This is a genomic window from Microbulbifer sp. ABE4_465, assembly GCF_056160765.1.
Genome location: NZ_JBSWXV010000005.1, coordinates 178,501 through 200,096, shown reverse-complemented (window position 1 = coordinate 200,096; position 21,596 = coordinate 178,501). Strand labels below are relative to the sequence as shown.

Sequence of the window (21,596 nt, the reverse complement as noted above, 5' to 3'; positions counted from 1 at the left end):
CTCGTTTTTTCAAGGCGTCCAGATCACCTTTCTCAATATAGTTTTCGAACGGACCGCTGCTATACCTCCGCTCGGCAGATGGGGATTTTTCTTGCTGGGCTTCTGCTTTAGTGTCCACTTGAGGGGCTGTGGGATCCTTGTCGCAGCCAACAATGGCGAGTGTACAAAGCAAGAGTAGGTGCAGCAGGCAAGAGTGCGGGCGAGGGGTATCGGCTTGCAATGGCATGGGCAGCTCCGCAATTTCAAAATCGCATGGCCCGTAATGCTAATGTGCCGGCAGCTGAATTGGTGTTTTCAATCTGCCGGGCGGGAAAAGGGAAAGGGAGAAGTTGCGCCCGGTTATTCGACCCGGGCAGAAATCTGCCCACGGCTCAGTTTCGCGGTGATCGGCTCGCCGGGTTTCACATCCTCCGGCTGTCGAATGACCCGCTGGTTCTCATCAAGCAGAATGGCGTAGCCGCGATCGAGCACGGCCAGGGGGCTGACGCTGTTTAGCAGCTGGCCGGAATAGGCGGCCTGCTCTTTCTTGTGTTGCAACAGCGCCTCTACTGACTTGTACAGGCGCTGGGCCTGCTGCGTCAGCTGGGTTTGCGCAACCGCAATTCTCTGGCGGGGGTGCACCTGATGCAGGGCGCGTTCCAGCTGTGTCAGTCGCTGGGCCTGAGACTGGGAGCGAGTGCGCACGGCGGCCTTCAGGCGCATTTCCAGGTGGTCCAATCGCTGCGCGTGGTTTTGCAGTTGTTCCCTGGGATGGCGGATACGATTACTTACCAGCTGGATTTGCTGCCGCTGGTGGCGCAGCTGAATTTCTATTGCGCGGGCCATTCGCCAGCGATACCCCTCGATTTCCTCACGCAGTGCGGCTGCATTGGCGCTGGCGATCTCGGCGGCGGCTGAGGGGGTAGGTGCGCGGACATCTGCCACCAGGTCGGCAATGGTGGTGTCGGTCTCGTGTCCCACCGCGGAAATTGTCGGAATCGGGCAGGCTGCCAACGCGCGTGCCACAATTTCCTCGTTAAAGGACCACAGGTCCTCCAGTGACCCTCCGCCGCGACCCACGATCAACAGGTCGTGGCGCTGCAGCCGCCCCGCCATGGTAATGGCGTCAGCGATCTGTTGGGCCGCCCCCTGTCCCTGGACCGACACCGGAATCAGCTCTATGTTCGCGGCCGGGTAACGGCGTCCCAGTACCTGGATCATGTCCCGCACCGCCGCGCCGGTGGGAGAGGTAATAATGCCGATAGTAGTTGGCAGGTAGGGCAGGGGTTTCTTGCGCGCGAGATCGAACAGTCCTTCGGCCTGCAATTTCGCTTTCAGCATCTCCAGCTGGCGCATCAGTGCCCCGAAGCCCGCTTCTTCCAGATGCTCGATGATCAGCTGGAACTCGCCGCGTCCTTCGTAAAGGCTCACCCGTGCCCGCGCCAGGACCTCGCGACCGTTACCGGGCTGGAAGCGTACGCTGCGGTTGCGCCCACGGAACATGGCGCAGCGCACCTGGGCGCGGGCGTCCTTGAGCGTGAAATACCAGTGTCCGGAGCTGGGCGCGGCAAAGTTGGAAATCTCGCCACCGACCCATAACAGCGGCACATTACCCTCTAACAGCTGCTTCACTTCCCGATTCAGTTCGCTGACGGACATGACTGGACGGCCGTCGGTGGGGAGTGGATTGGGTGTGCCGGGGGGAGTATTTAGCATTTACGTCTCAACTGGGCTGGGTTGGGCGGGCAATATTGCAAGGATGAGGGTTCACGTAAAGAGTTTTGCCATTCCTGTAGAAATAGGCTTTTGTTTCGGGGCGGGTTGCGGCTATAATCGCGCCGATACCCAATCCCGCTCCCTAGAGGTTTGAGTGTCCATGTCTGAATCTCTGCGTATTGCACGCGAAGCCCTCACTTTTGACGACGTCCTCCTTGTGCCCGGTTATTCCGAGGTCACGGCCAAAGACGTTTCCCTGAAGACAAAACTGTCTCGCAATATCACCCTGAATATTCCGCTGGTGTCCGCTGCTATGGATACCGTGACCGAGTCGCGCCTGGCCATTGCCCTGGCTCAGGAAGGCGGTATCGGCATCATCCACAAGAGCATGTCCATTGAGGAACAGGCGCTTGCGGTACGCGCGGTCAAGAAATTCGAAGCGGGTGTTGTAAAAGACCCGATTACCATCGAATCCGACGCCACTGTACGCGAGCTGATCGCACTGACCAGCCACCACAATATCTCCGGTGTACCGGTGATGGAAAAGGGTGACCTGGTCGGCATCGTAACGAGCCGCGACGTGCGCTTCCAGACCAATCTGGATATCCCTGTCGCCAAGATCATGACGTCTAAAGAGCGTCTGGTCACCTGCGACGAGGGTGCCGCTCCGGAAGAGGTGCGTGAGTTGCTGCACAAACACCGCATTGAAAAAGTGCTGGTGGTCAACGACAAGTTCGAGCTGCGCGGCCTGATTACCGTCAAGGATTACAACAAGGCGGAGCAGTACCCCAACTCCTGCAAAGACGCCGATGGCCGCCTGCGCGTTGGTGCTTCCGTAGGTACCAGTCCGGATACCGACGACCGTGTCGCGGCGCTGGTGGAAGCCGGTGTCGATGTGCTGGTAGTGGATACTGCCCACGGCCACAGTAAGAACGTAATCGATCGTGTGCGCCGCATTAAAGAAATGCATCCGCAGGTCGACGTGATCGGCGGCAACATTGCCACCGGTGAGGCGGCCACCGCGCTGATGGAAGCCGGTGCCGACGCCGTAAAAGTTGGTATTGGCCCCGGTTCCATCTGTACTACCCGTATCGTGACCGGTATCGGTGTACCACAGATTTCCGCGATCGCGGAAGTGGCGAAGGCGCTGGAAGGTACCGGTGTACCGCTGATTGCCGATGGCGGTATCCGCTTCTCCGGTGATATTTCCAAAGCCATCGTGGCCGGTGCCTACTCGGTAATGATGGGCTCCATGCTGGCGGGTACCGAAGAGGCGCCCGGTGAAGTCGAGCTTTACCAAGGGCGTACTTACAAATCCTACCGCGGTATGGGCTCTCTCGGCGCCATGTCCCGCACCCAGGGTTCTTCCGACCGCTATTTCCAGGATGCCAGCAAGGGCGCCGAGAAACTGGTGCCGGAAGGTATCGAAGGTCGCGTTCCTTACAAGGGCCCGATTTCTGCCATCGTGCACCAGATGATGGGCGGCCTGCGTTCAGCCATGGGCTATACCGGCAGCGTCGATATGGAAACCATGCGTACCAAACCACAGTTTGTGCGTGTTACCGCCGCTGGCATGGGCGAGTCTCACGTTCACGACGTGCAGATCACCAAGGAAGCGCCGAACTACCCGGTGGGTGGTCGTTAATTTTCATTTGCGTAATGTTCCATTCGCGAACCAAAGCCGCGCGGAATGTTTTCTGAAAAATAGAAGTGCACTATTCAAGTGAACCGCAAACGGACCTCTCAGGGTCCGTTTGCCGTTTATTAACCCCTACGAGTAAGCCATGAGCCAAGACATCCATTCCAGCCGAATCCTGATCCTCGACTTCGGCTCCCAGTACACCCAGCTGATTGCCCGTCGCGTACGTGAACTGGGTGTGTTCTCCGAGATTCGCGCGTTCGATATGAGCGACGAGGAAATCCGCGAGTACAACCCCAAGGGTATTATCCTCGCCGGTGGTCCCGAGTCCGTACCGGAAGAAGGTTCTCCACGTGCACCGCAGGCGGTGTTTGAACTGGGTGTGCCGGTACTGGGTATCTGCTACGGCATGCAGACCATGGCGCATCAATTGGGCGGTGCGGTTGAAGGCAGTAACGTGCGCGAGTTTGGATACGCGCAGGTAAAGGTGGAAGGCGAATCTGCACTGTTGCACGACATCAAGGACCATCTGGACGATGCCGGCAGCGCGCTGCTGGACGTGTGGATGAGCCACGGCGATAAAGTGGTGAAGATGCCGGAAGGCTTCGAGCTGATGGCTTCCACATCGTCCTGCCCGATTGCCGGTATGTACAACGCGGAAAAGAATTTCTTCGGTGTGCAGTTCCACCCGGAAGTAACCCACACTCTGCAGGGCAACCGCATCTACGAACACTTTGTGATTCAGCTGTGTGGCTGTGAAAAGCTGTGGACTCCGGCAAACATTATCGAAGACTCCATCGCCAAGGTGCGCGAGCAGGTTGGCGGCAACAAGGTTCTGCTGGGCCTGTCCGGTGGCGTCGACAGCTCCGTGGTTGCAGCGCTGCTGCACAAGGCCATTGGCGATCAGCTGACCTGTGTATTCGTGGACAACGGCCTGTTGCGCAAGAATGAAGGCGATCAGGTCATGCAGATGTTCGCTGACAACATGGGCGTGCGTGTGATTCGCGCCGATGCGGAAGAAGAGTTTCTGTCTCGCCTCGCCGGTGAAGATGAGCCGGAAGCCAAGCGCAAGATTATCGGTAACACCTTTATCGAAATCTTCGACCAGGAAGCGACCAAGCTGAAAGATGTGAAGTTCCTGGCCCAGGGTACCATCTACCCGGACGTGATCGAATCTGCCGCCGCAAAAACCGGTAAGGCGCACGTGATCAAGTCTCACCACAATGTGGGCGGCCTGCCGGAAGATATGGCCTTTGAACTGGTAGAGCCCCTGCGCGAACTGTTCAAGGACGAAGTGCGCAAGATCGGCCTGGAGCTGGGCCTGCCCTACGACATGGTCTACCGTCACCCCTTCCCGGGCCCGGGCCTGGGTGTGCGTATTCTCGGCGAAGTAAAAAAGGAATACGCGGATATTCTGCGCGAAGCGGATGCCATCTTTATCGAAGAACTGCACAACGCGGATTGGTACCACAAAACCAGTCAGGCGTTTGTGGTGTTCCTGCCGGTCAAATCCGTGGGCGTTGTCGGCGACGGCCGCCGCTACGAATACGTGGTGGCACTGCGTGCCGTGGAAACCGTGGACTTTATGACCGCGCGCTGGGCGCACCTGCCCTACGATCTGATCGAGAAGGTTTCCAACCGCATCATCAATGAAATCGAGCACATCTCGCGGGTGGCTTACGACGTCTCCAGCAAGCCGCCGGCGACGATTGAGTGGGAATAAGTACTCATTAGGTAGCTATTGTCCCTAACCAGCCAGAAATGACAAAAATGCCCATGTTTTCATGGGCTTTTTTGTATTTAAAACGCGTGCTTTCCAGCATTGTTCCGCAGGATAAAGCTCGGCTCGAATTGGGTATCGAACACCCATGACCGGTGGCCAGTAGGCGTAAAGCACTACAGTTCAGTTTAATTCAAAGCCATAAGTTCAGTCCCACGGTTGCGCCGCGGCGCTTCTTTGCTAATTTAATTTGTAAACTGGCGCTACTGACTCTCAAGGAGTGATCCATGGCTTTGGAAGGCGCATTATATGCCTGTAAGTATTGATGCCCATACTGTTGCGCAGTCGGGCGCTTTACGTCTGGCGCAGCTTACAGGATTGAACGGCAAGTTCCGCTATCGTTACGACTCCGAGTCTGGCGAAGACCTGTCTGGGTATAACGTACTCCGCCATGCTGGCACTATCTGGGCGATGCTGGATGTTTACAGTACAACCCGGGACCCGGCACTGCTCGCAAGCGCGGAACGCGCTACCGCATTTTTATTGGATGGATATCTCCGGTTTTACAGGCGTGTACGAGGGGCATGTATCTGTGAAGACAATAAGATAAAGCTCGGGGGGAATGCGTTGTCGGCGCTGGCACTGTTGCAGGTGTACAGGCTGACCGAGGACAGCTTCCTACTCACGGTTGCAGAACGACTTTGTGATTTCATGCTGGAGCAAAGGCGTGAGCATGGAGACTTCGTACACAAGCGATATTTTCGGTCTGGGAAAATATCGGCGTTCACTTCAGATTATTACGTCGGGGAGGCGTTGCTGGCGTTAATTTCGTGCTATGAAGTGACAGGAAACTCTGAAATCCTGCAAGAAGTGAAGTCGATCGAGGTTGAGTTAGCGAATCAGGACTATGGTGTCAAAGAGCATTCTCACTGGATGCTGTATTCCCTGGAGAAGCTGCAGCGTCATCATAATTCTCTGCATATTTATAATCATGCTGCGAAAATCGCTCGAGAGATAATCTCCAACCCTCGATATATAACGTGGCAACGCAGTACACCCACCGCCTGCCGATCCGAGGGTTTGCTTGCCTTTTTACGCATGGACCATGGAAATGCCCCCGACTATGCATTGATCCGCGCGGCCAAAGAGCGGGTGCAGGGAAATTTGCTTGAGCAAATGAAGTTCTATTTGCCTGACGGTAGTTTTGTGCGAGGTGGTGGGGACCGCAGGGACAGGGAGGTCAGAATCGACTACATACAGCACAACATATCTTCTTTCCTGCATTATGCGCGGTTGACAGAATAAACATACAGGGCCGGTGTGAACCTATGGTGGAGCTTTTGCGAAATGACTTTTCCGGGGAGCACTACATTCCAATTTCCCAGTTGTTTCGTGCGCATTTCAGACGTAATGGATGCACCGTAAAACGCATTGGGCGCATCTTGCAAGTGGAGTTCGAGGGGCGGATTTGCCATCTGCTTCAGACGGAAACTCCATATACCTCCCTTCTTGCGTACCGGGTCCTCAAGGATAAACGTGTTGCCAAGTCTATTTTTGAACGAATAGGCGTGAATACCGCTGGCGGCGCTGCATTCGGTCCTGATGAGCGGCTCGCTGCGCTGGAGATGGTAAGGGAGCTTGGCCTTGCCGTGCTTAAACCGGCTGATGGGCGCAAGGGGCAGGGGGTATCAGTCGGGGTTACACCAGGAAATTTTAATGACGCCTGGATGTCCGCGGTGGCATCCACTCAGTCACAGGTTCTGGTTGAGCGATGTTTTGAAAATGGCGTCGAGGCTCGATACTGCGTAATTGAAGGCAGGTGTGTGGCGGTACACTCCAGGATTCCGCCCTATGTGATCGGCGACGGTGTCAGTTCAATACAGGAACTCAATGCAAGGCGTAACGCGTTGCGGTTGAAACTCAATCCGAGCAGGCGCAATGCCGAAGCAAAAATCGATGGGCACCGCAAGAACTTACTGGCAGAGCGAGGGTATATGCTCGACAGTATTCCGGAAGACGGTGAAAAAGTGGTGATCGACTGGAAAGCCGGGATATCGACGGGCGGTGACACGAAGGATATCACCAGTGAAGTTCACCCGGGAATGATTCAGGCGGTCGAGTCGATTGTAAGCGCTATTCCAGGTCTCGATGTATGTGGCGTCGATATCATCGCGCGGGATCACTCTCAGGCGCCAACCCGGGAGAACTACATCGTCGTCGAAGCCAATACACGCCCTGGTATCCGGGGTCATCAGTACCCGGATTTCGGTAAGCCGGTCGATGTGTGCGGGCTGATTGTGGAGTCAGTGATGCGTCGCTTGCGTGCAGATCAGCCCATTTTCTGATTTAGACCAGTCAGCTGAGCGATTTCCCTCTACCAGGGGCTCTGCGATCTGTCCGTTTGAAAAACTAAGGTCTTGCAAAGAAGGTGAGTACCGGATGTGAACCCGTGGTCAGGTAGGACACCTGATTTCGCCACCGGGTTGAGCAGCTATTTGCCGGCATCCGTTTGTCGTATTTCGCGATCGTTTCTACACTTTGTTCTCCTGCCTGTTTTTTAACCTACTGCCAGTGCAGCCGAACTGGATTTCAGGAAAAGTCAGTTATGTATGATTACGTAATAGTTGGAGCCGGATCCGCCGGCTGTGTGCTCGCCAATCGTCTATCTGCAGACCCCGAAGTCAGCGTTTGTGTCATCGAGTCAGGTCCGAAGGACGGCTTTGAGTTCATTCACACACCGGGCGCTTTCGGATACTTTATGTTCACAAAAAAGTATGACTGGTGCTACGACGCCAAGTCTGAACCGAATATTCGCAATGGGCAGCCTGTGTTCTGTCCTCGTGGTAAAACGCTGGGTGGCTCGTCCTCGATCAATGGCATGGTGTACACGAGGGGGCACCGATCGGACTATGACCGCTGGGCTGATCTTGGCAACGAGGGCTGGAGCTATGAGGAATGCCTGCCTTTCTTCCGTAAGGCGGAGAACAATGTTCGCGGCGCGGACGAATACCACGGGGTCGGCGGCCCGCTCGCAGTCTCCGACGGTGAGATGAAATTCAAGATTACCAAGGTGTTCGTGGAAGCCGCCCGTCAAACCGGCTTTCCGATAAATGATGATTTCAACGGTGCAGAGTACGAGGGATTTGGTCCCTACCAGTTTACGATCACCCACGGCCGACGCTGCAGTGCTTCGGTTGCCTATCTGCATCCCGCTATGAGCCGACATAACCTTACAGTACTCACCAACACAGATGTACTTCGCGTTGAGCTGGAAGGTAAGCGCGCAGTTGGCGTGGTTGTAAAACATAAGGGGGAGGAAAAGTGCATCCGTGCTAAGCGTGAAGTTATTTTATCGGCGGGTGCATTCAATAGTCCAAAGATACTCATGCTCTCCGGAATTGGCGATCCAGAAGAGCTCGCAGCACATGGTATTGGCGTGATGCATGAGCTACCGGGAGTTGGTAAGAATCTGCAAGAGCACGCGGATGCCGTAGTTCTCACAAAAAGTCATTTTCACGGTGGCGTGCAGTTATCTGCGATAGGGATGCTACAGATGGTGGGCGAAGGAATCGAATACTATGGCGCACATTTAGGAAAACTGCGAGCCTCGGTTATTGAAGGCGGCGGTTTTTTGAAAACCGATCCCGCACTCGATGTCCCGGATGTGCAGTTGCACACTATCCCACTTCTGTTCGATGACGCCGGTCGTGATCTTAAGTTGTTGCATGAAGATGGCTATTCTTGTCATGTCTGCTGTCTGAGACCGAAAAGCCGCGGTTTTGTTGGCCTGAATAGTGCCAACCCCTCCGATCCGCCCTTGATCGATTTCCAGTTCTTTAGCCACCCAGATGATATGAAGACGCTGGTTGCTGGGGTACGACTTGTACGCCGGCTACTTGCTGCGCCGGCTTTTGATAAATATCGTAAAGAAGAAATCCATCCGGGCCCGGATAAACAGAGCGATGAGGAACTGGAGCAGGCGATACGCGACCGACTGGGTGTAGTCTTTCACCCTGTTGGCACCTGCAAGATGGGGTCGGATGATATGGCGGTAGTAGATAGCCAATTACGTGTGCACGGCTTGGATGGGCTGCGTGTGATTGACGCGTCGATCATGCCAACAATTGTTGGCAGTAATACCAACGCTCCCACCATCATGATCGCCGAAAAGGCGGCAGAAATGATTCGCACTGGAGGCGGTGATACCGCATCTTGAATGTGGCTACCGGTATGGTTACGAGTTTCGTCAGTATTCGTGGCGGAATTAGTAACCATACTGTGGAGTACATTGTGATTAAAAGGCCGCCGGTCAATTGGAAAGGCTCTTGAGGGGGCTGCTGCCACTTTGCCGGCTGCCTATATTACACGAATGTGTAATCGCTCCGATTGGTAGTCACCGGGACTTCCGGAATCACAGAAAGATTGCGCTTTTCGCTACAGCAGCTAATCACTGTAGTACTATAGCCAGTATACGAATAGAAAAAGTAGCAACCATACCACGTCGACGAAATGCCAGTACCAAGCTACCCCCTCTAACGCAAAATGATCTCCCTTGTGGGCGAAGTGGCCCCTGATGGCACGACCGAGCATAGTCGTGATCATGATGACTCCCACTAGGACGTGGAAGCCGTGAAAACCGGTCAATAGGTAAAAAGTACTGCCGTAGATGCCGGCATTGAGAGTGAGGTTATTGCGTTGGTAGTCGTCAATGTATTCGTGAGCCTGCAGTCCGAGAAAGGTAAAACCCAGCAGAATAGTGAGTAGTAGGCCCACTTTTAGTATGACACCGTGCCCCTTGGTCATTGCTCGGTGGGCAAAGGTCAGGGTCAGACTGCTTGTGAGTAGTAACAAAGTATTGGCTAGTGGCACGTGCCAGGGGCTGCTCAGCTCCGTGGCTCCAAGAAAACGCTGATTGTCCGGGTTTTCACGCAAGGGCCATTGGGCTTGAAAATCCGGCCACAGAGTTACGTTCGTTATTGGGTGTACTTCTCCTGATAACATGGGAATCACCCACAGTCGGATGAAGAAGTAGCCCGCGAAAAAACCACTAAAAAAAATAACTTCAGATAAAATAAACAACTTCATTCCGGAGCGAAATGATCGCCCCACCTGCTCGTTGTAGACCCCCGATAAATTCTCGTCGATTACCTTGCCGAACCAGCCGCACAGCGCCACCAATAACAGGGTGGCCCCGCACATCCAAATCCAGGGGCCGCTGGGGAGTTCGTGTAGCCAGCGGCCGATACCGGTGAAAAAAATCAGTAGAGAGAGGCCACAGAGTATGGGCCAGTAGGATGGAGCGGGGACATAATATTTTCCTTTCGGAGGGCCGGGCTCGCTCATGATTGATTCCCTGGTTTGATTGCACCGCTGTGCTTCGGGGGCGCCTCACGCTGGAGTGCAAACAGTGCGTAGGATAGGGTAAGAGTGGCATATTTTTCTGGGAGGGCGGAGTCGATCAAAAACACCACTGGCATCTTGATCGACTCGCCGGGTTCCAATGTTTGCTGCTCAAAGCAGAAACACTGGGTTTTGAATAAATAGTCTGTACCCTGGACCGGAGTGATACTGGGTATTGCCTGTACTGTCATGGTGGATGCGCTGTTGTTTCTCGCCACAAAATTCACCAGATAAGTCCTTCCGGTAGTTACCTGTAGAGATTTAACTAGGGGATAGAAATGCCAATTGAGCTGTTCAGCATTGGTGGTGACAAACTCGACCTTTAGCGAGTGTGGGGGAAGAACACTGCCAGCAGAAGGCTTCTCGGATATGCGTATCTTGCCAATGCCCAACGCATCACACATGAGGTCATACAGTGGTACCAGCGCGAAAGAAAACCCAAACATTATCAGTGTAGTGAGCGCCAGCTTAATCAGTAGCGGGCGCCGCGCTGGGGCAGATTCATTCTTCGCCATACTCAACCCACCTTCGGCGGGCTCTGGAAACTGTGGTGTGGTGGTGGCGAGCTCAGATTCCACTCCAGGCCTTCGGCACCTTCCCATACCCGGTTGCTTGCAAGTTGGCCTCGGCGCTGAGAGACGATCAGGTTGTACACGAATATCAGCTGACTGAAACCGAAGACGAACGCGCTCACGGACGAGATTAAATTGAAATCGGAGAACTGCAGGGCGTAGTCCGGAATGCGCCTGGGCATTCCGGCTAGCCCAAGAAAATGCATCGGGAAGAAAAGCATGTTCACTGAAACTGTCGACAACCAGAAGTGCCATTTCCCAAGTCGCTCATCGTACATGCGCCCCCAGAATTTGGGATACCAATAGTAGGCTCCTCCAAGAAAAGCGAAAAGCAGCCCGTTAACCAGTACATAGTGAAAGTGGGCCACAACAAAGTAAGTGTCGTGATACTGGAAGTCGGCTGGAGCTACTGCCAGCATGATTCCGGTAGCGCCGGCGAAGGTGAACATAAAAACGAAAGCGATTGCAAACAGCATGGGTGTTTCGAAGCTTATCGACCCACGAAATATAGTGGTGATCCAGTTGAATACTTTCATACCGGTTGGAACCGCAATCAGCATGGTGGCCAGCATGAAATACATTTGTGCCCCATAGGGCATACCGCTGGTGAACATATGGTGTGCCCAAACGATATAGGACAGGAAGCCTATGAGAACGGTGGCTGCGACCATGGTGCGATAGCCGAACAGCGGTTTACGGCTGAACGTAGGAATGATCTGGGAGATTACGCCGAATGCCGGAAGCGCAAGCACGTACACTTCGGGGTGCCCGAAGAACCAGAATATATGTTGGAATAGTAGTGGGTCGCCACCGCCGGCAGCGTCGAAAAAGGCGGTGCCGAAGTTGCGATCGAACAACATCATGGTCACTGCACCGGCCAGTACTGGCATGATCCCGATCAGGAGAAAGGCTGTGACCAGCCATGTCCAGACAAAGATTGGTAATTTCATGAAGGTCATACCCGGCGCGCGCATGGTAAAAATGGTAGTGATGATATTGATGGCACCGAGGATTGAGGAGATGCCGAGCATGTGGACTGCGAAAATCATGTAGTCAGTGCTGGGCGGGCCGTACGTGGTAGACAGAGGGGTGTACATGGTCCAGCCGAAATTTGGGGCACCGCCATCCATGAACAGGGTGCTGGAAAGCAGCACGGTGGCGAATGGCAGCAGCCAGAAACTCAAATTGTTTAGTCGCGGCAGGGCCATGTCGGGTGCACCAATCATCAACGGTATTAGCCAGTTGGCGAAGCCGACCGCCACAGGCATGATAAAACCGAATAGCATTACCAGGCCGTGAAGAGTGGTTAGCGAGTTGAAAAAATTTGGCTCGACAAATTGCAGCCCGGGTATGAACAACTCTGCGCGAATACACAGGGCTAAAGCGCCGCCGATAAATAAGTTCACCAGTGCGGTACACAGGTATAATGTGCCGATGTCCTTGTGGTTGGTGGTGGTGGCCCAGCGATGGAGGAAATCCAGTACGCGCCTACCTTTGCTCTCTTGGCTTGTCAAAGTTTCGCTTTGCACGGTATTCATCTCCTGCGCGCCTGGATCTGGGAAGGGAGCACTAGGTCGCCGGTATCGTGCTCCCAGGCGTTCCGTTCGTAAGTGATGATTGCAGCCAATTCCTCGTCGTCGAGCTGGGGGGCGTAGGCCTGCATGGCGGTATTGGGCACGCCGAACATCACCAGGTCGATGTGACGATTGACATCGGTACTTGTGGCGATAGAGCTATCACGCAACGAGGGGAAGGTGGGCGGCATACCGCTACCGTCTGGCTTGTGGCAGGCACTGCAGTGCTGGTCGTACAACGCGGCGCCGCGTTCCATTACCGCGGGTAAGGTCCAATTCTGGCTCAAGGATTTTCTTATCGGAACATTTTTGCGTCCGGCGATCCATTGATCGAATTTCTGTGGTTCGACTGCCTTGACCACAATGGGCATGAAGCCATGGTTGACTCCGCAAAGTTCGGCGCACTGACCTCGATAAATACCCGGTCGATCAATGCGCGCCCAAGCTTCGTACATGTAGCCGGGGACTGCGTCGCGCTTTATACCCAGCTCTGGTACCCACCAGGAATGGATGACATCATTTGATGTGACAATGAAGCGCACCTTGCGATCTGTCGGAAGAACCAGTGGTTCGTCTACTTCCAGCAGGTACCAATCGTTTTTCGCTTTGGCCCCGACCACCTCCGCCATAGGCGTGGCCAGGTTACTGTAAAAGCCGATACCGTGATCCATGTATTGGTATTGCCATTTCCACTGGTATCCGGTCACCTTGACCGTTAGGTCGGCAGCGTCGTAGTCGTCCATATCCACAAGTAATCTGATGGACGGTATGAGGATTGCGGTGATGATGGCGATAGGAATCACCGTCCAGGTGATTTCCAGGAGGTTGTTCTCGGAGAAGGTGGAGGCGACAGCACCCTTGGATTTTCGATAACGGATGACGGAGTAAATCATGACTCCGTAAACCACAGCCATGATACCGACGACAATCCAGATTACCTGCATATGCAGGTCGTAGATTCCCTGGCTGACGGGGGTTACGCCGCGCGGCATATTGACTTGCGCTGCAGCCGCCGCGGCGTTGGAAACCAGGCTCAAGGCCAGCGCGCAGAGTAGGACTACCATAACGAGAAATCCTTATCCGGTTGGGCCTGCTCGGCCATGTATTTCACCGCCTCGACCACTTCTTCGCCACTGCATGTGGTACACCCCCCCATAGGAGGCATTCCATTCATTCCCTTAAGGGTGTTGTGCAGCAGTACGTCAAAATTCTTATTCAGTCGCGCAGCCCATTGTTGTCGGTCACCCAGTACGGGTGCTCCCAGAGCACCTTTATCATGGCAGGATGCGCAAGAAGCCAGGTATATAGCCCTGCCTGTATTGTGACTGATAGCAACCGGCCTCGGCGACTGAACAATGCCGGTATATTGCCGCCATTGCGAGTCTGTGAGGGATTTTTTGATGATGTAGTCTACCGCTGATTCAATATCCTTATTATCGCAGCTCACACACGCGCCGCGCGCGGGCATATTGTTGTAGCCTGCAATGGCATGCTGGTAGAGCGTGGCGATAGGTCGGGCCTGGAGGCGGCGCCACCAGTTATCACTGTCCTTGATGCGAGGTGCACCCGCCTCACCATCGACGTGACACAAGTTGCAGGCATTCCAGAACACTTGTTCGCCGCGTTTCAAATGTGGCTGACCGGCTCTGCGCTCATCCAGCGGTCGCGGTTGCTTACTGCGCACCGATTTCAGGTATTCTGCCACCGCGAGTGCATCGGTTTCGGTAAGGTGTCGCAGACTATTATGGTTGGCATCTGCCATGGGACCGCGCACATTTCCTGCGCTGTTAATCAACTTGCCTTCGTGGAAAACGTCGGCGATCTGAAAGCGGGGTGCCGTTTCCAGCCCGCGGCTGGTGATGTCTGGCGCCCAATATCCATCGATCATTGAGCCGGTAAGATAATAGCGGTCCTTGGTGGCGCCCAACAGATTCATGGGTGTATGGCACATACTGCAGTGGCCAAGGCCCTCGACGATATATGCACCGCGATTCCATGTCTCGGAACGATTTTGGTTCGGCGTGAATTTGCCTCGATCAGGGTAAAAAAACAGCAACTTCCAGCCGTACTGTGCAAGCCTCACGTTCGCTGGAAAGGGAAGGGTGTTTTCCTGGTTCTCACGTTTTACTGCGGGAATGGCCTGGAGATAGGCCCAGAGGTCTTTTAGATCTGACTCAGTTACCCGATTGAAGTAGATGTAAGGAAACGCTGGAAAAGAATTTGAGCCGTCGGGTCGAATTCCCTCCTTCATTACCTTTATAAAGTCTGCTTCGCTCCAATTGCCCAGGCCAGTAGCCTGGTCAGGTGTGATGTTGGGAGTGTAGAAAGTGCCAAATGGAGTTGGGATGGGCAGTCCACCGGCGAAAGGTTTGCCGCCCTCGGTAGTCGTATGACAGGCCAGGCAGTCACCGATTTTTGCCAAGTACTCTCCACGCCGGATTGTCTGAGCCTGGGCACCGGTGCCGTAGTCTACCGGCGGGTAGGTGGGGTAAGTAGTGATGAATTCCAGTTTTTTTGAAATGGGGTGGAAGGCGTAGCTCAACGGAACCGCACATAACAAACAGGAGAAGAATGCGGCGACAATTGATCGGCGGTTCCTCGTGAGGAATTCCGCTCTCGAGTTTTCTGTTCCCAAGGTGTTCCTTCCATCATCCTGACGTTGAATGTTGTATCGCCAATTGCATTTTTTCGAACAGGAGTAAATATCTGCGCCAGCCATCGGTGGGCGTAGACTAAATGTCATTCAATTCTGTAACCGAATTTTAATGCAAGGCTGGAAATTGCAGCCTATGTCGTTGACTACACCAATAATGGCGCTCCCCGCAAATACTGTATAGTTCGCGTAGTTACATTCCGCAAATAAAGAAATAGTGTCAATTCTGGCATTTATCACTCCTGATTGAACAGGTAACACCTATCGCGATAGGTAGCCAATGGATCGATTTTTCCGGCGTGTAGGAATTCCAGCGTCGACTCAAACGGATTTGTTGATTTGGCGCTCTGCCCATGGCAAGTGCATTCCGTATCGGTGCTCTTCTGGGAAGTGTATAACCTGGATTACAAGTACTGTCGATTTAGGCCTTCGATTACCTATTAAGGCGCGCATAAGGAACGTGGTCTATCCGGTATAGTGTATTTATTGCTCAAATATTTTGTCCCAATACCCGGTGCGGTCGCGCATTTCTTCCTTCACCGGTTCTGGCAATAAATTGATGGGATTACTACCAGTCCGTACTTCCCATCCACCACCAAGCGCGAGATAGACTTGGATCAGATTTACCGCAACCGCGCCTTGTGCTTGCACGAGCAAGTCTTGTTGCTGTGCGTCCGCAGTGAGTGTGCTGATAACGGTGTTGAACCCAATCTGCCCGTTTGTGTACTGAGTAGTGGAGATGGTGACGGACTCACTCGATGCCCGTGCGGCACGCTGTAGAAGTGTGAGTCGATCAAATGATTTTAAATAGGCGACGATTGCATTTTCAACATCCGCTTGTGCATCTATTACGTACTGACGATATTCCTCCACCAGCTCCTGGAAACGGGCGTCCTGCAGACGTACATTGCTGCGCAGTCGACCGTAGTTAAACAGATTCCATTGAAAGCCCCCGAGAAGACCCCAGGTTTCGCTCTTGCTTGTAAATAGATCGCCAGGTGTAGTAGCTTGCGAACCGATAGATCCGGCGATAGAAAATGCAGGATAAAGCTCTGCACGCGCAATCCCGATTTGCGCACCTTGCGCGGCCAGACGTCTTTCTGCTGCGCGTATATCCGGTCGCTGGCGCAGCATATCTTGTGGCATGCCAATGGCGATTTTCAGAGGCGGCGAAGGAATCCTGCCGGGTTTTCCCTCGAGTTGACTGACGCCATCGGGGGGAAGCCCGAGGAGAGTAGCCAATGAATTTTTCAATTGCTGAAGCGTCGTCTCCAGTACAGGGACAGATGCCTTTGTATTATTTAATAGCGTGTCTGCCTGCGCGACGTCCAGGCCACTAACGGCACCGGCGTCAAATTTTGACTGCGCAATTTTTAAGCTTTGTTTCTGCAGGTCAATATTGCGTTCCGCAACAAAAATCTGTGATTGAGTTGTGCGTATCAGGATATAGGTCTGGGCGATTTGTGCCACTAATGATACTAGAACACCATCGTAGTCTGCGGCACTAGCACTGAGTTCAGCGGCTGCGCTCTCAACCCCGTGGCGAAGTCGCCCCCACATATCAAGCTCCCAGCTGAGATTGAATCCTACGTTATAGTCATCGATGATGATGTCATTCTCTTTACTTCTTGAAGCAGAACCGGTTAGCTGTTGCGATTGGGGGAACTGATTGCCGATGGCGATGGCTAATTGCTGTTGTGCCTGAAGGACGCGTAGCGATGCAGAACTCAGGGACAAGTTTTCTTGTAGCGCAAAACCCACTAGATCATTCAAAACAGGGTCGGAAAAAGCCGTTTCCCACCATGCCACGTTAACCGGAATTTCAGTGGTTAAACGGGAATCAGTTTCATAAATCCAGCTCTCCTGTACGGGAACAGGTGGTTCTCGGTAGTCTGGGCCGAGCGTACAGCCGTTAACAAGGAGGACACAGGAGCCGGCGGCAACGGTCGATCGGCTGCGGAGGTAAAAATTACGCCACCTATTTTTCACTTGATTCAGCGCCATCATGGACAGTGGCTGTTCCACTCCTGACTGTGATCGAACAGGTAGTGCCTACCCTGAGGGCGATATTTTCCGGGATCATTTTTAGGCGAATTCGAACCGGTATCCGCTGTGCAAGCCGAATCCACTCAAAGGTTGGGCTGACATTGGGCAGTAAATCGTAGCCTGGGCTACCATCCTGTTGTGAGATACCCCAGCCGAGGCTTTCCACGCGTCCTTGAAGTGGGTGGTCAGGGTACGACATCAGAGTAACTACGGCATCATCACCTGGCCGTATTCTCGCAATTGTAGTTTCTTTGAAATAGCCTTCGATCCAATAATCCTCGGCACTGACGATCGCCAAGGCTGGCTGGTTCGCCATCGCATGACTACCAACATGCAGATTCAAGTCGGTGACATAGCCATCAACTGGCGCAACCAGTCGTGTAAATTCAAGATTCAGCTCTGCCTGGCGCACGGCAGCCCGGGCGGCGCGAATACTGGCATTGGCTTCACCCAGTTGGCCAAGCTCTGCTCGAGCCTCCTTTAGTTGTGAGCGCGTACCGGAAAGTGACGCCCTAGCCTGAGCTAAGGCCGCTTGCGCGGCCCTACGCTTTTCCAGGGCAACATCATACTGTGCCTGCGCCGATTCCAGTGATCTTTGAGAGGTGGCTCTTTGTGGTAGTAAGTGTTGTTGGCGCAAGAGCTCCGCTTGGTATTTTTTGATTTCGGCGTCGAGCTCTTTGATTCTACTTTCCGCCTGCCACACGGCTGCGTCAGACTCCTCAACCTGCGCTATTGCAGCTTCTACTTTTTGTTCCTGTGCCAAATAGCTGTCATCAGTCTTGTCGTATTGTGCTCTGGCGCCGGCCAGTGCAGCCTGATAGGGACGTGGGTCAATTTGAAAAAGTAGATCTCCCTGGTGTACAAACTGATTATCTTTGATTGGCACTTCAATCACCTGACCGGAAACATTCGGTGTCATTTGAATGATATTCGACTGGACCTGTCCGTCGCGTGTCCAAGGGTTGTTTAGAGAACTCCAGAATTTAAGCAGCGCAATGAGCAACGCTATCAGCAGGACAGAGCCGGTCAGGAGGTACTTGCTGAACAACTTCAAGGGTCAGATCCCAATAAACAGATTGCCGATCACCAATGTGTAAATGACACATATGCTTAGCAGTACCAGTGGCGGGTGGACAAAATGTCGCGAAATTCGATAACGATCCATCAGGCGAGCAGAGTATAGGGTAGCGATCAGACCAACGATACTGGCGATCAATAGCGGCGGAAAATACACGCCGCCCAAGGAAATTTCGTGTGCCATTGGAATATCCTTGTCCGCAGTACATTTAGTAAAAGCGTGTCTCCGTCCACTTCTTCCAGTCGATATGAGTTGCGGCCGTTGACAGCTCAGAAAGCGTCCCGCCGGTACAGTGTGCGAGTCCGAGTAGCAACAGCTGAGAATCGCGCTGGTTCGGGACACCATTCCACTTTAGTCCCGATTCTGGGACCGTGGACGACTCTTTTTGTATTCTGCGCCACACGTTGGAGTCGTGTGGGCATGTGTCATGGGTAAAGCAATGATGGGATAGAGTCTGGATGTCGCTGATAATTGCATTGCGCCATGCCACAAACGCGGGTGTCGGCACGTATTCATGAGAAGCTTCCAGCGCAATGACTGCTTCTAGCAACTTGTCGATACGGATACTCAAAATCTTGGCGTTTTCTGCAATGTTCTGAAGCACGGAAATTCCATTGTCAGGTAGCAGATTAGGGCTTACCAGCCCCGCTAGCGATACAAGCTTCGGGGGTATTTTCTTCAGTACATTGCGATGATAGTGGGTGCGCCACTTGAAAAACCATTTACACTGAAATATTTTCCGGCTGCTTGAGGGCGGCTTAGTGGCGTATATCTGTTTGACTAAAATTTCAACGCTGTCGAGGTATTTTTCTAGTAGCCTTGCAAATATTCTTTCCGGTTTTGGGGGGGTGGGAATGTAGGCCGCGACTACCAAAATTATGACGACAATCACCATGGATAGAGCCAGATCTGCAACAGCGAGGAAGCTATAAACCTGTTGGCTTTGTATGTTGAAAACGTTTAGAAATAGAGCGAGTGCAACGCCTTTTCCTGCAGCTTTGGCGGGTGAAGAGAAAGACTGACAGATTGCGAATATCGCCAGAAATAGTACTGTGCCCAAGCCCCAGTAGCTCGAAAGGTGGGGCAGTACCAGTAGATATAGAGTTGCGGCCGAACCGATACTGATCAAAATGGGACCAACGAGAAGCCACGGTGACATGAACGGTACTGGCGCCAATGCCAGGCCCAGTGAGGCCGCGGTGATTACAAGATTTGGTCCTCCAGGGAGACTCGGGACATAAATGAACAGCAGGTAGGCCATCCACATCGTGAAGTAGGCTCGTAATACCGCCGCAAGTTGCTGTGGATCAGGTAGCATGAAGTGAGCTGTCGCGTCGGCGGCGGGAGAGGACGATGTAATCTTACTGCTGCTACTGCCTGTTCGTATCGCATATGCGCTTTGCCACATAGAGAGAATACATGCTTGTAGTTCGTTTAATACATCTCTGATTAGCTGCAGCCGGGCCACCTCTATCTCCCCTAGCTGGTTTAATATTCCAGTGTTGGTCTGCAGGGGGGGGGCTTTGGGGGGGGTGGTATTGCATTCCGCTGACGCAGTGGGGTCAGCCTTTTCCATGCAATCAATAAGGCACTGCTGGAATATTTCCAGATTTGGAAAGTATTCACGAACGGGCAAGCTGCTTGTTTCTTTCCATTCACTATTGATTTGCAGCAATGTATCGGTGAGGCGTTCTGAGTTATCTGCAAGGTATTGCCATTGGCGACGTAACGTGCGTACAGATTGAGTATCTGATATGGCAGCAGTAACAAGTGCTCCCAGTTTGGATTGCTCCGCATACAGTTGTCGAAGCAGGTGTTGGGGTTCGGCTTGAAGCCGGTTTTTCTTCGACGACAATTCGTGAAGCAACGAAACTTGTATATTGCGTAATATCTCGCACTGTGTAGTCAGTTTACTTCCAGAGGTACGGGGCCATAATAGAGAGGCCACTAGTGAATAAATCAGTATCCCGAGTCCGGTCTGCTGTGTACGTAGAATAGCTACCTTGAAGGGGTCCACGGATGCGGTCGCCGCATCCACACAAATAATGACTGAGACAAAGCCGGCCACCACCCAAAAATAGGCGCGCTGACTGTACAATTGCATATAGGTGCAGATCGCGATCCAGGATGACAGGGCAATTATGAATAGCCAGCGCTGTTGTGAAAACAGAGCGATGATCGTGATGGCGATGACGGCGGCAAGTAGAGTGCCGCCCATTCGCATGGCAGCTTTGTTGAGTGATGAGCCCAAAGAGTCAAGACTGACGAATACTACGGCGAAACCAGCCCAGGCTGGATTGTGCCAACCCAAGCTCAACGCAATGCCGTAAGTCACTACCAGGGCGAGAGCCGTTTTCAGGGATTCTTTTGTGGTACTTGTCAGCGGAAAGGTCATCCGCGCTACCATTCGTGCAGCGATAACATAGTGAAAATATAGTGTAGATCCCGGGACATGCTCGTTGTCTACACTGCATGTCATCTAAAACGGTATAGAAGCGCTGATTTCTCATGATGAAGTGGTGCGAATACGTATTGGTGTCAGTGTGCCACTACAGCTTTTTATTGCGTTGGAGGTGTCTTCATGCTGAATAATCTACTTATTGCTTCACTTTTACTTGTGATAACTACAGTGATTCATGCTGCGGGAATGGAAATTTCTTTGCGCTGTAGTCGCGATATTTTGCGGTTTAAGATGGGGCATCCTAGTTTGGCGCTTATCAAGCCACTGGTAATTTCTTCTGTTGTTGTTTTGTTGTTTGTCGTGTCAGTGCTCGAGGTGATGGCCTGGGCGTACGCTTATACGTTGTTGGGGGCTATCGAGAATTTTGATTCCGCAACCTATTTCTCAATGGTGACGTTTACGACACTTGGTTACGGCGATATTGTTCTGGATGCCCGTTGGCGTTTACTCGGTTCATTTCAGGCCGCCAGCGGTATCATCATGTTTGGTTGGACTACAGCAATTGTAATTTCCGTTGTCCAACGGGCTTATGGAAAAAGTAATATGAGCTGATTACGTCGGATCATTTAGTAGTGCTGGCGTATTAAGACGCTTAAATTTCAACTCTTCATCCTCGCAAGTCAATTTCAAGAACCCTGGATAATCGCTCCATGTCGAGCTCAGGCTCGCAATTGGCTAGCGCTATACCTGCCCTGTTATTCAGTGTATCCCTACACTCTCATCATGAAAAGTTTTAAAGTTTAGGTTAAATGTATTCA

16 protein-coding genes are annotated in these 21,596 nt (G+C 52.9%); 6 read left to right on the top strand and 10 right to left on the bottom strand.

Annotated elements, in window-relative coordinates:
• Positions 1 to 339: 339 nt before the first annotated feature.
• Positions 340 to 1,695, bottom strand: coding sequence for an exodeoxyribonuclease VII large subunit (gene xseA / locus ACXAG1_RS10790; RefSeq protein ID WP_475092495.1), 1,356 nt, complete (start codon positions 1,693 to 1,695; stop codon positions 340 to 342).
• Between the two features lie 160 nt (positions 1,696 to 1,855).
• Between xseA and guaB the strand changes: the two genes are divergently transcribed.
• From guaB to ACXAG1_RS10765, 5 genes are all read left to right on the top strand, one after another.
• Positions 1,856 to 3,340: an IMP dehydrogenase gene (gene guaB / locus ACXAG1_RS10785; RefSeq protein ID WP_475092496.1), complete on the top strand. Its 1,485-nt coding sequence runs from the start codon at positions 1,856 to 1,858 to the stop codon at positions 3,338 to 3,340.
• A gap of 139 nt (positions 3,341 to 3,479) precedes the next feature.
• Positions 3,480 to 5,057 carry a glutamine-hydrolyzing GMP synthase gene (guaA, locus tag ACXAG1_RS10780; protein WP_475119710.1) on the top strand — a complete coding sequence of 526 codons (1,578 nt, stop codon included), beginning with the start codon at positions 3,480 to 3,482 and terminating at the stop codon, positions 5,055 to 5,057.
• 306 nt (positions 5,058 to 5,363) lie between these two features.
• The gene (locus tag ACXAG1_RS10775) at positions 5,364 to 6,359 is read left to right on the top strand and encodes a hypothetical protein (protein WP_475119709.1); all 996 of its coding nucleotides are present in this window, start codon (positions 5,364 to 5,366) and stop codon (positions 6,357 to 6,359) included.
• Between the two features lie 23 nt (positions 6,360 to 6,382).
• The gene (locus ACXAG1_RS10770; protein WP_475119708.1) at positions 6,383 to 7,399 is read left to right on the top strand and encodes an ATP-binding protein; all 1,017 of its coding nucleotides are present in this window, start codon (positions 6,383 to 6,385) and stop codon (positions 7,397 to 7,399) included.
• 260 nt (positions 7,400 to 7,659) lie between these two features.
• A complete protein-coding gene (locus ACXAG1_RS10765) occupies positions 7,660 to 9,270 on the top strand; it encodes a GMC family oxidoreductase (RefSeq protein ID WP_475092506.1) in 1,611 nt (536 codons plus the stop codon).
• A 242-nt stretch (positions 9,271 to 9,512) separates the two neighbouring features.
• Here ACXAG1_RS10765 and ACXAG1_RS10760 read toward each other — a convergent pair whose 3' ends face one another.
• From ACXAG1_RS10760 to ACXAG1_RS10720, 9 genes are all read right to left on the bottom strand, one after another.
• Positions 9,513 to 10,397: a cytochrome c oxidase subunit 3 gene (locus tag ACXAG1_RS10760; RefSeq protein ID WP_475119707.1), complete on the bottom strand. Its 885-nt coding sequence runs from the start codon at positions 10,395 to 10,397 to the stop codon at positions 9,513 to 9,515.
• Positions 10,394 to 10,969 (bottom strand): cytochrome c oxidase assembly protein, encoded by a 576-nt coding sequence (locus ACXAG1_RS10755; RefSeq protein WP_475119706.1) that lies wholly within the window; start codon positions 10,967 to 10,969, stop codon positions 10,394 to 10,396. Before ACXAG1_RS10755 ends, ACXAG1_RS10760 begins: the two co-directional genes overlap by 4 nt.
• A 2-nt stretch (positions 10,970 to 10,971) precedes the next feature.
• Positions 10,972 to 12,564, bottom strand: coding sequence for a cytochrome c oxidase subunit I (gene ctaD / locus ACXAG1_RS10750; protein WP_475119705.1), 1,593 nt, complete (start codon positions 12,562 to 12,564; stop codon positions 10,972 to 10,974).
• Positions 12,561 to 13,664, bottom strand: coding sequence for a cytochrome c oxidase subunit II (coxB, locus tag ACXAG1_RS10745; protein ID WP_475092510.1), 1,104 nt, complete (start codon positions 13,662 to 13,664; stop codon positions 12,561 to 12,563). Before coxB ends, ctaD begins: the two co-directional genes overlap by 4 nt.
• Positions 13,658 to 15,343 (bottom strand): c-type cytochrome, encoded by a 1,686-nt coding sequence (locus tag ACXAG1_RS10740; protein WP_475092511.1) that lies wholly within the window; start codon positions 15,341 to 15,343, stop codon positions 13,658 to 13,660. The genes coxB and ACXAG1_RS10740 overlap by 7 nt, the downstream gene beginning before the upstream one ends.
• 393 nt (positions 15,344 to 15,736) lie before the next feature.
• On the bottom strand, positions 15,737 to 17,278 hold the full coding sequence (locus tag ACXAG1_RS10735; protein WP_475119704.1) for an efflux transporter outer membrane subunit: 1,542 nt from the start codon (positions 17,276 to 17,278) through the stop codon (positions 15,737 to 15,739).
• Positions 17,232 to 18,353, bottom strand: coding sequence for an HlyD family secretion protein (locus ACXAG1_RS10730; protein ID WP_475092513.1), 1,122 nt, complete (start codon positions 18,351 to 18,353; stop codon positions 17,232 to 17,234). Before ACXAG1_RS10730 ends, ACXAG1_RS10735 begins: the two co-directional genes overlap by 47 nt.
• A gap of 3 nt (positions 18,354 to 18,356) precedes the next feature.
• The gene (locus ACXAG1_RS10725) at positions 18,357 to 18,560 is read right to left on the bottom strand and encodes a DUF1656 domain-containing protein (protein WP_475092514.1); all 204 of its coding nucleotides are present in this window, start codon (positions 18,558 to 18,560) and stop codon (positions 18,357 to 18,359) included.
• Positions 18,561 to 18,585: 25 nt separating this feature from the next.
• Positions 18,586 to 20,772, bottom strand: a complete 2,187-nt coding sequence (locus ACXAG1_RS10720) for an FUSC family protein (protein WP_475119703.1) — start codon at positions 20,770 to 20,772, stop codon at positions 18,586 to 18,588.
• A 186-nt stretch (positions 20,773 to 20,958) separates the two neighbouring features.
• Between ACXAG1_RS10720 and ACXAG1_RS10715 the strand changes: the two genes are divergently transcribed.
• Positions 20,959 to 21,390: a potassium channel family protein gene (locus tag ACXAG1_RS10715; RefSeq protein ID WP_475092516.1), complete on the top strand. Its 432-nt coding sequence runs from the start codon at positions 20,959 to 20,961 to the stop codon at positions 21,388 to 21,390.
• Positions 21,391 to 21,596: the final 206 nt, after the last annotated feature.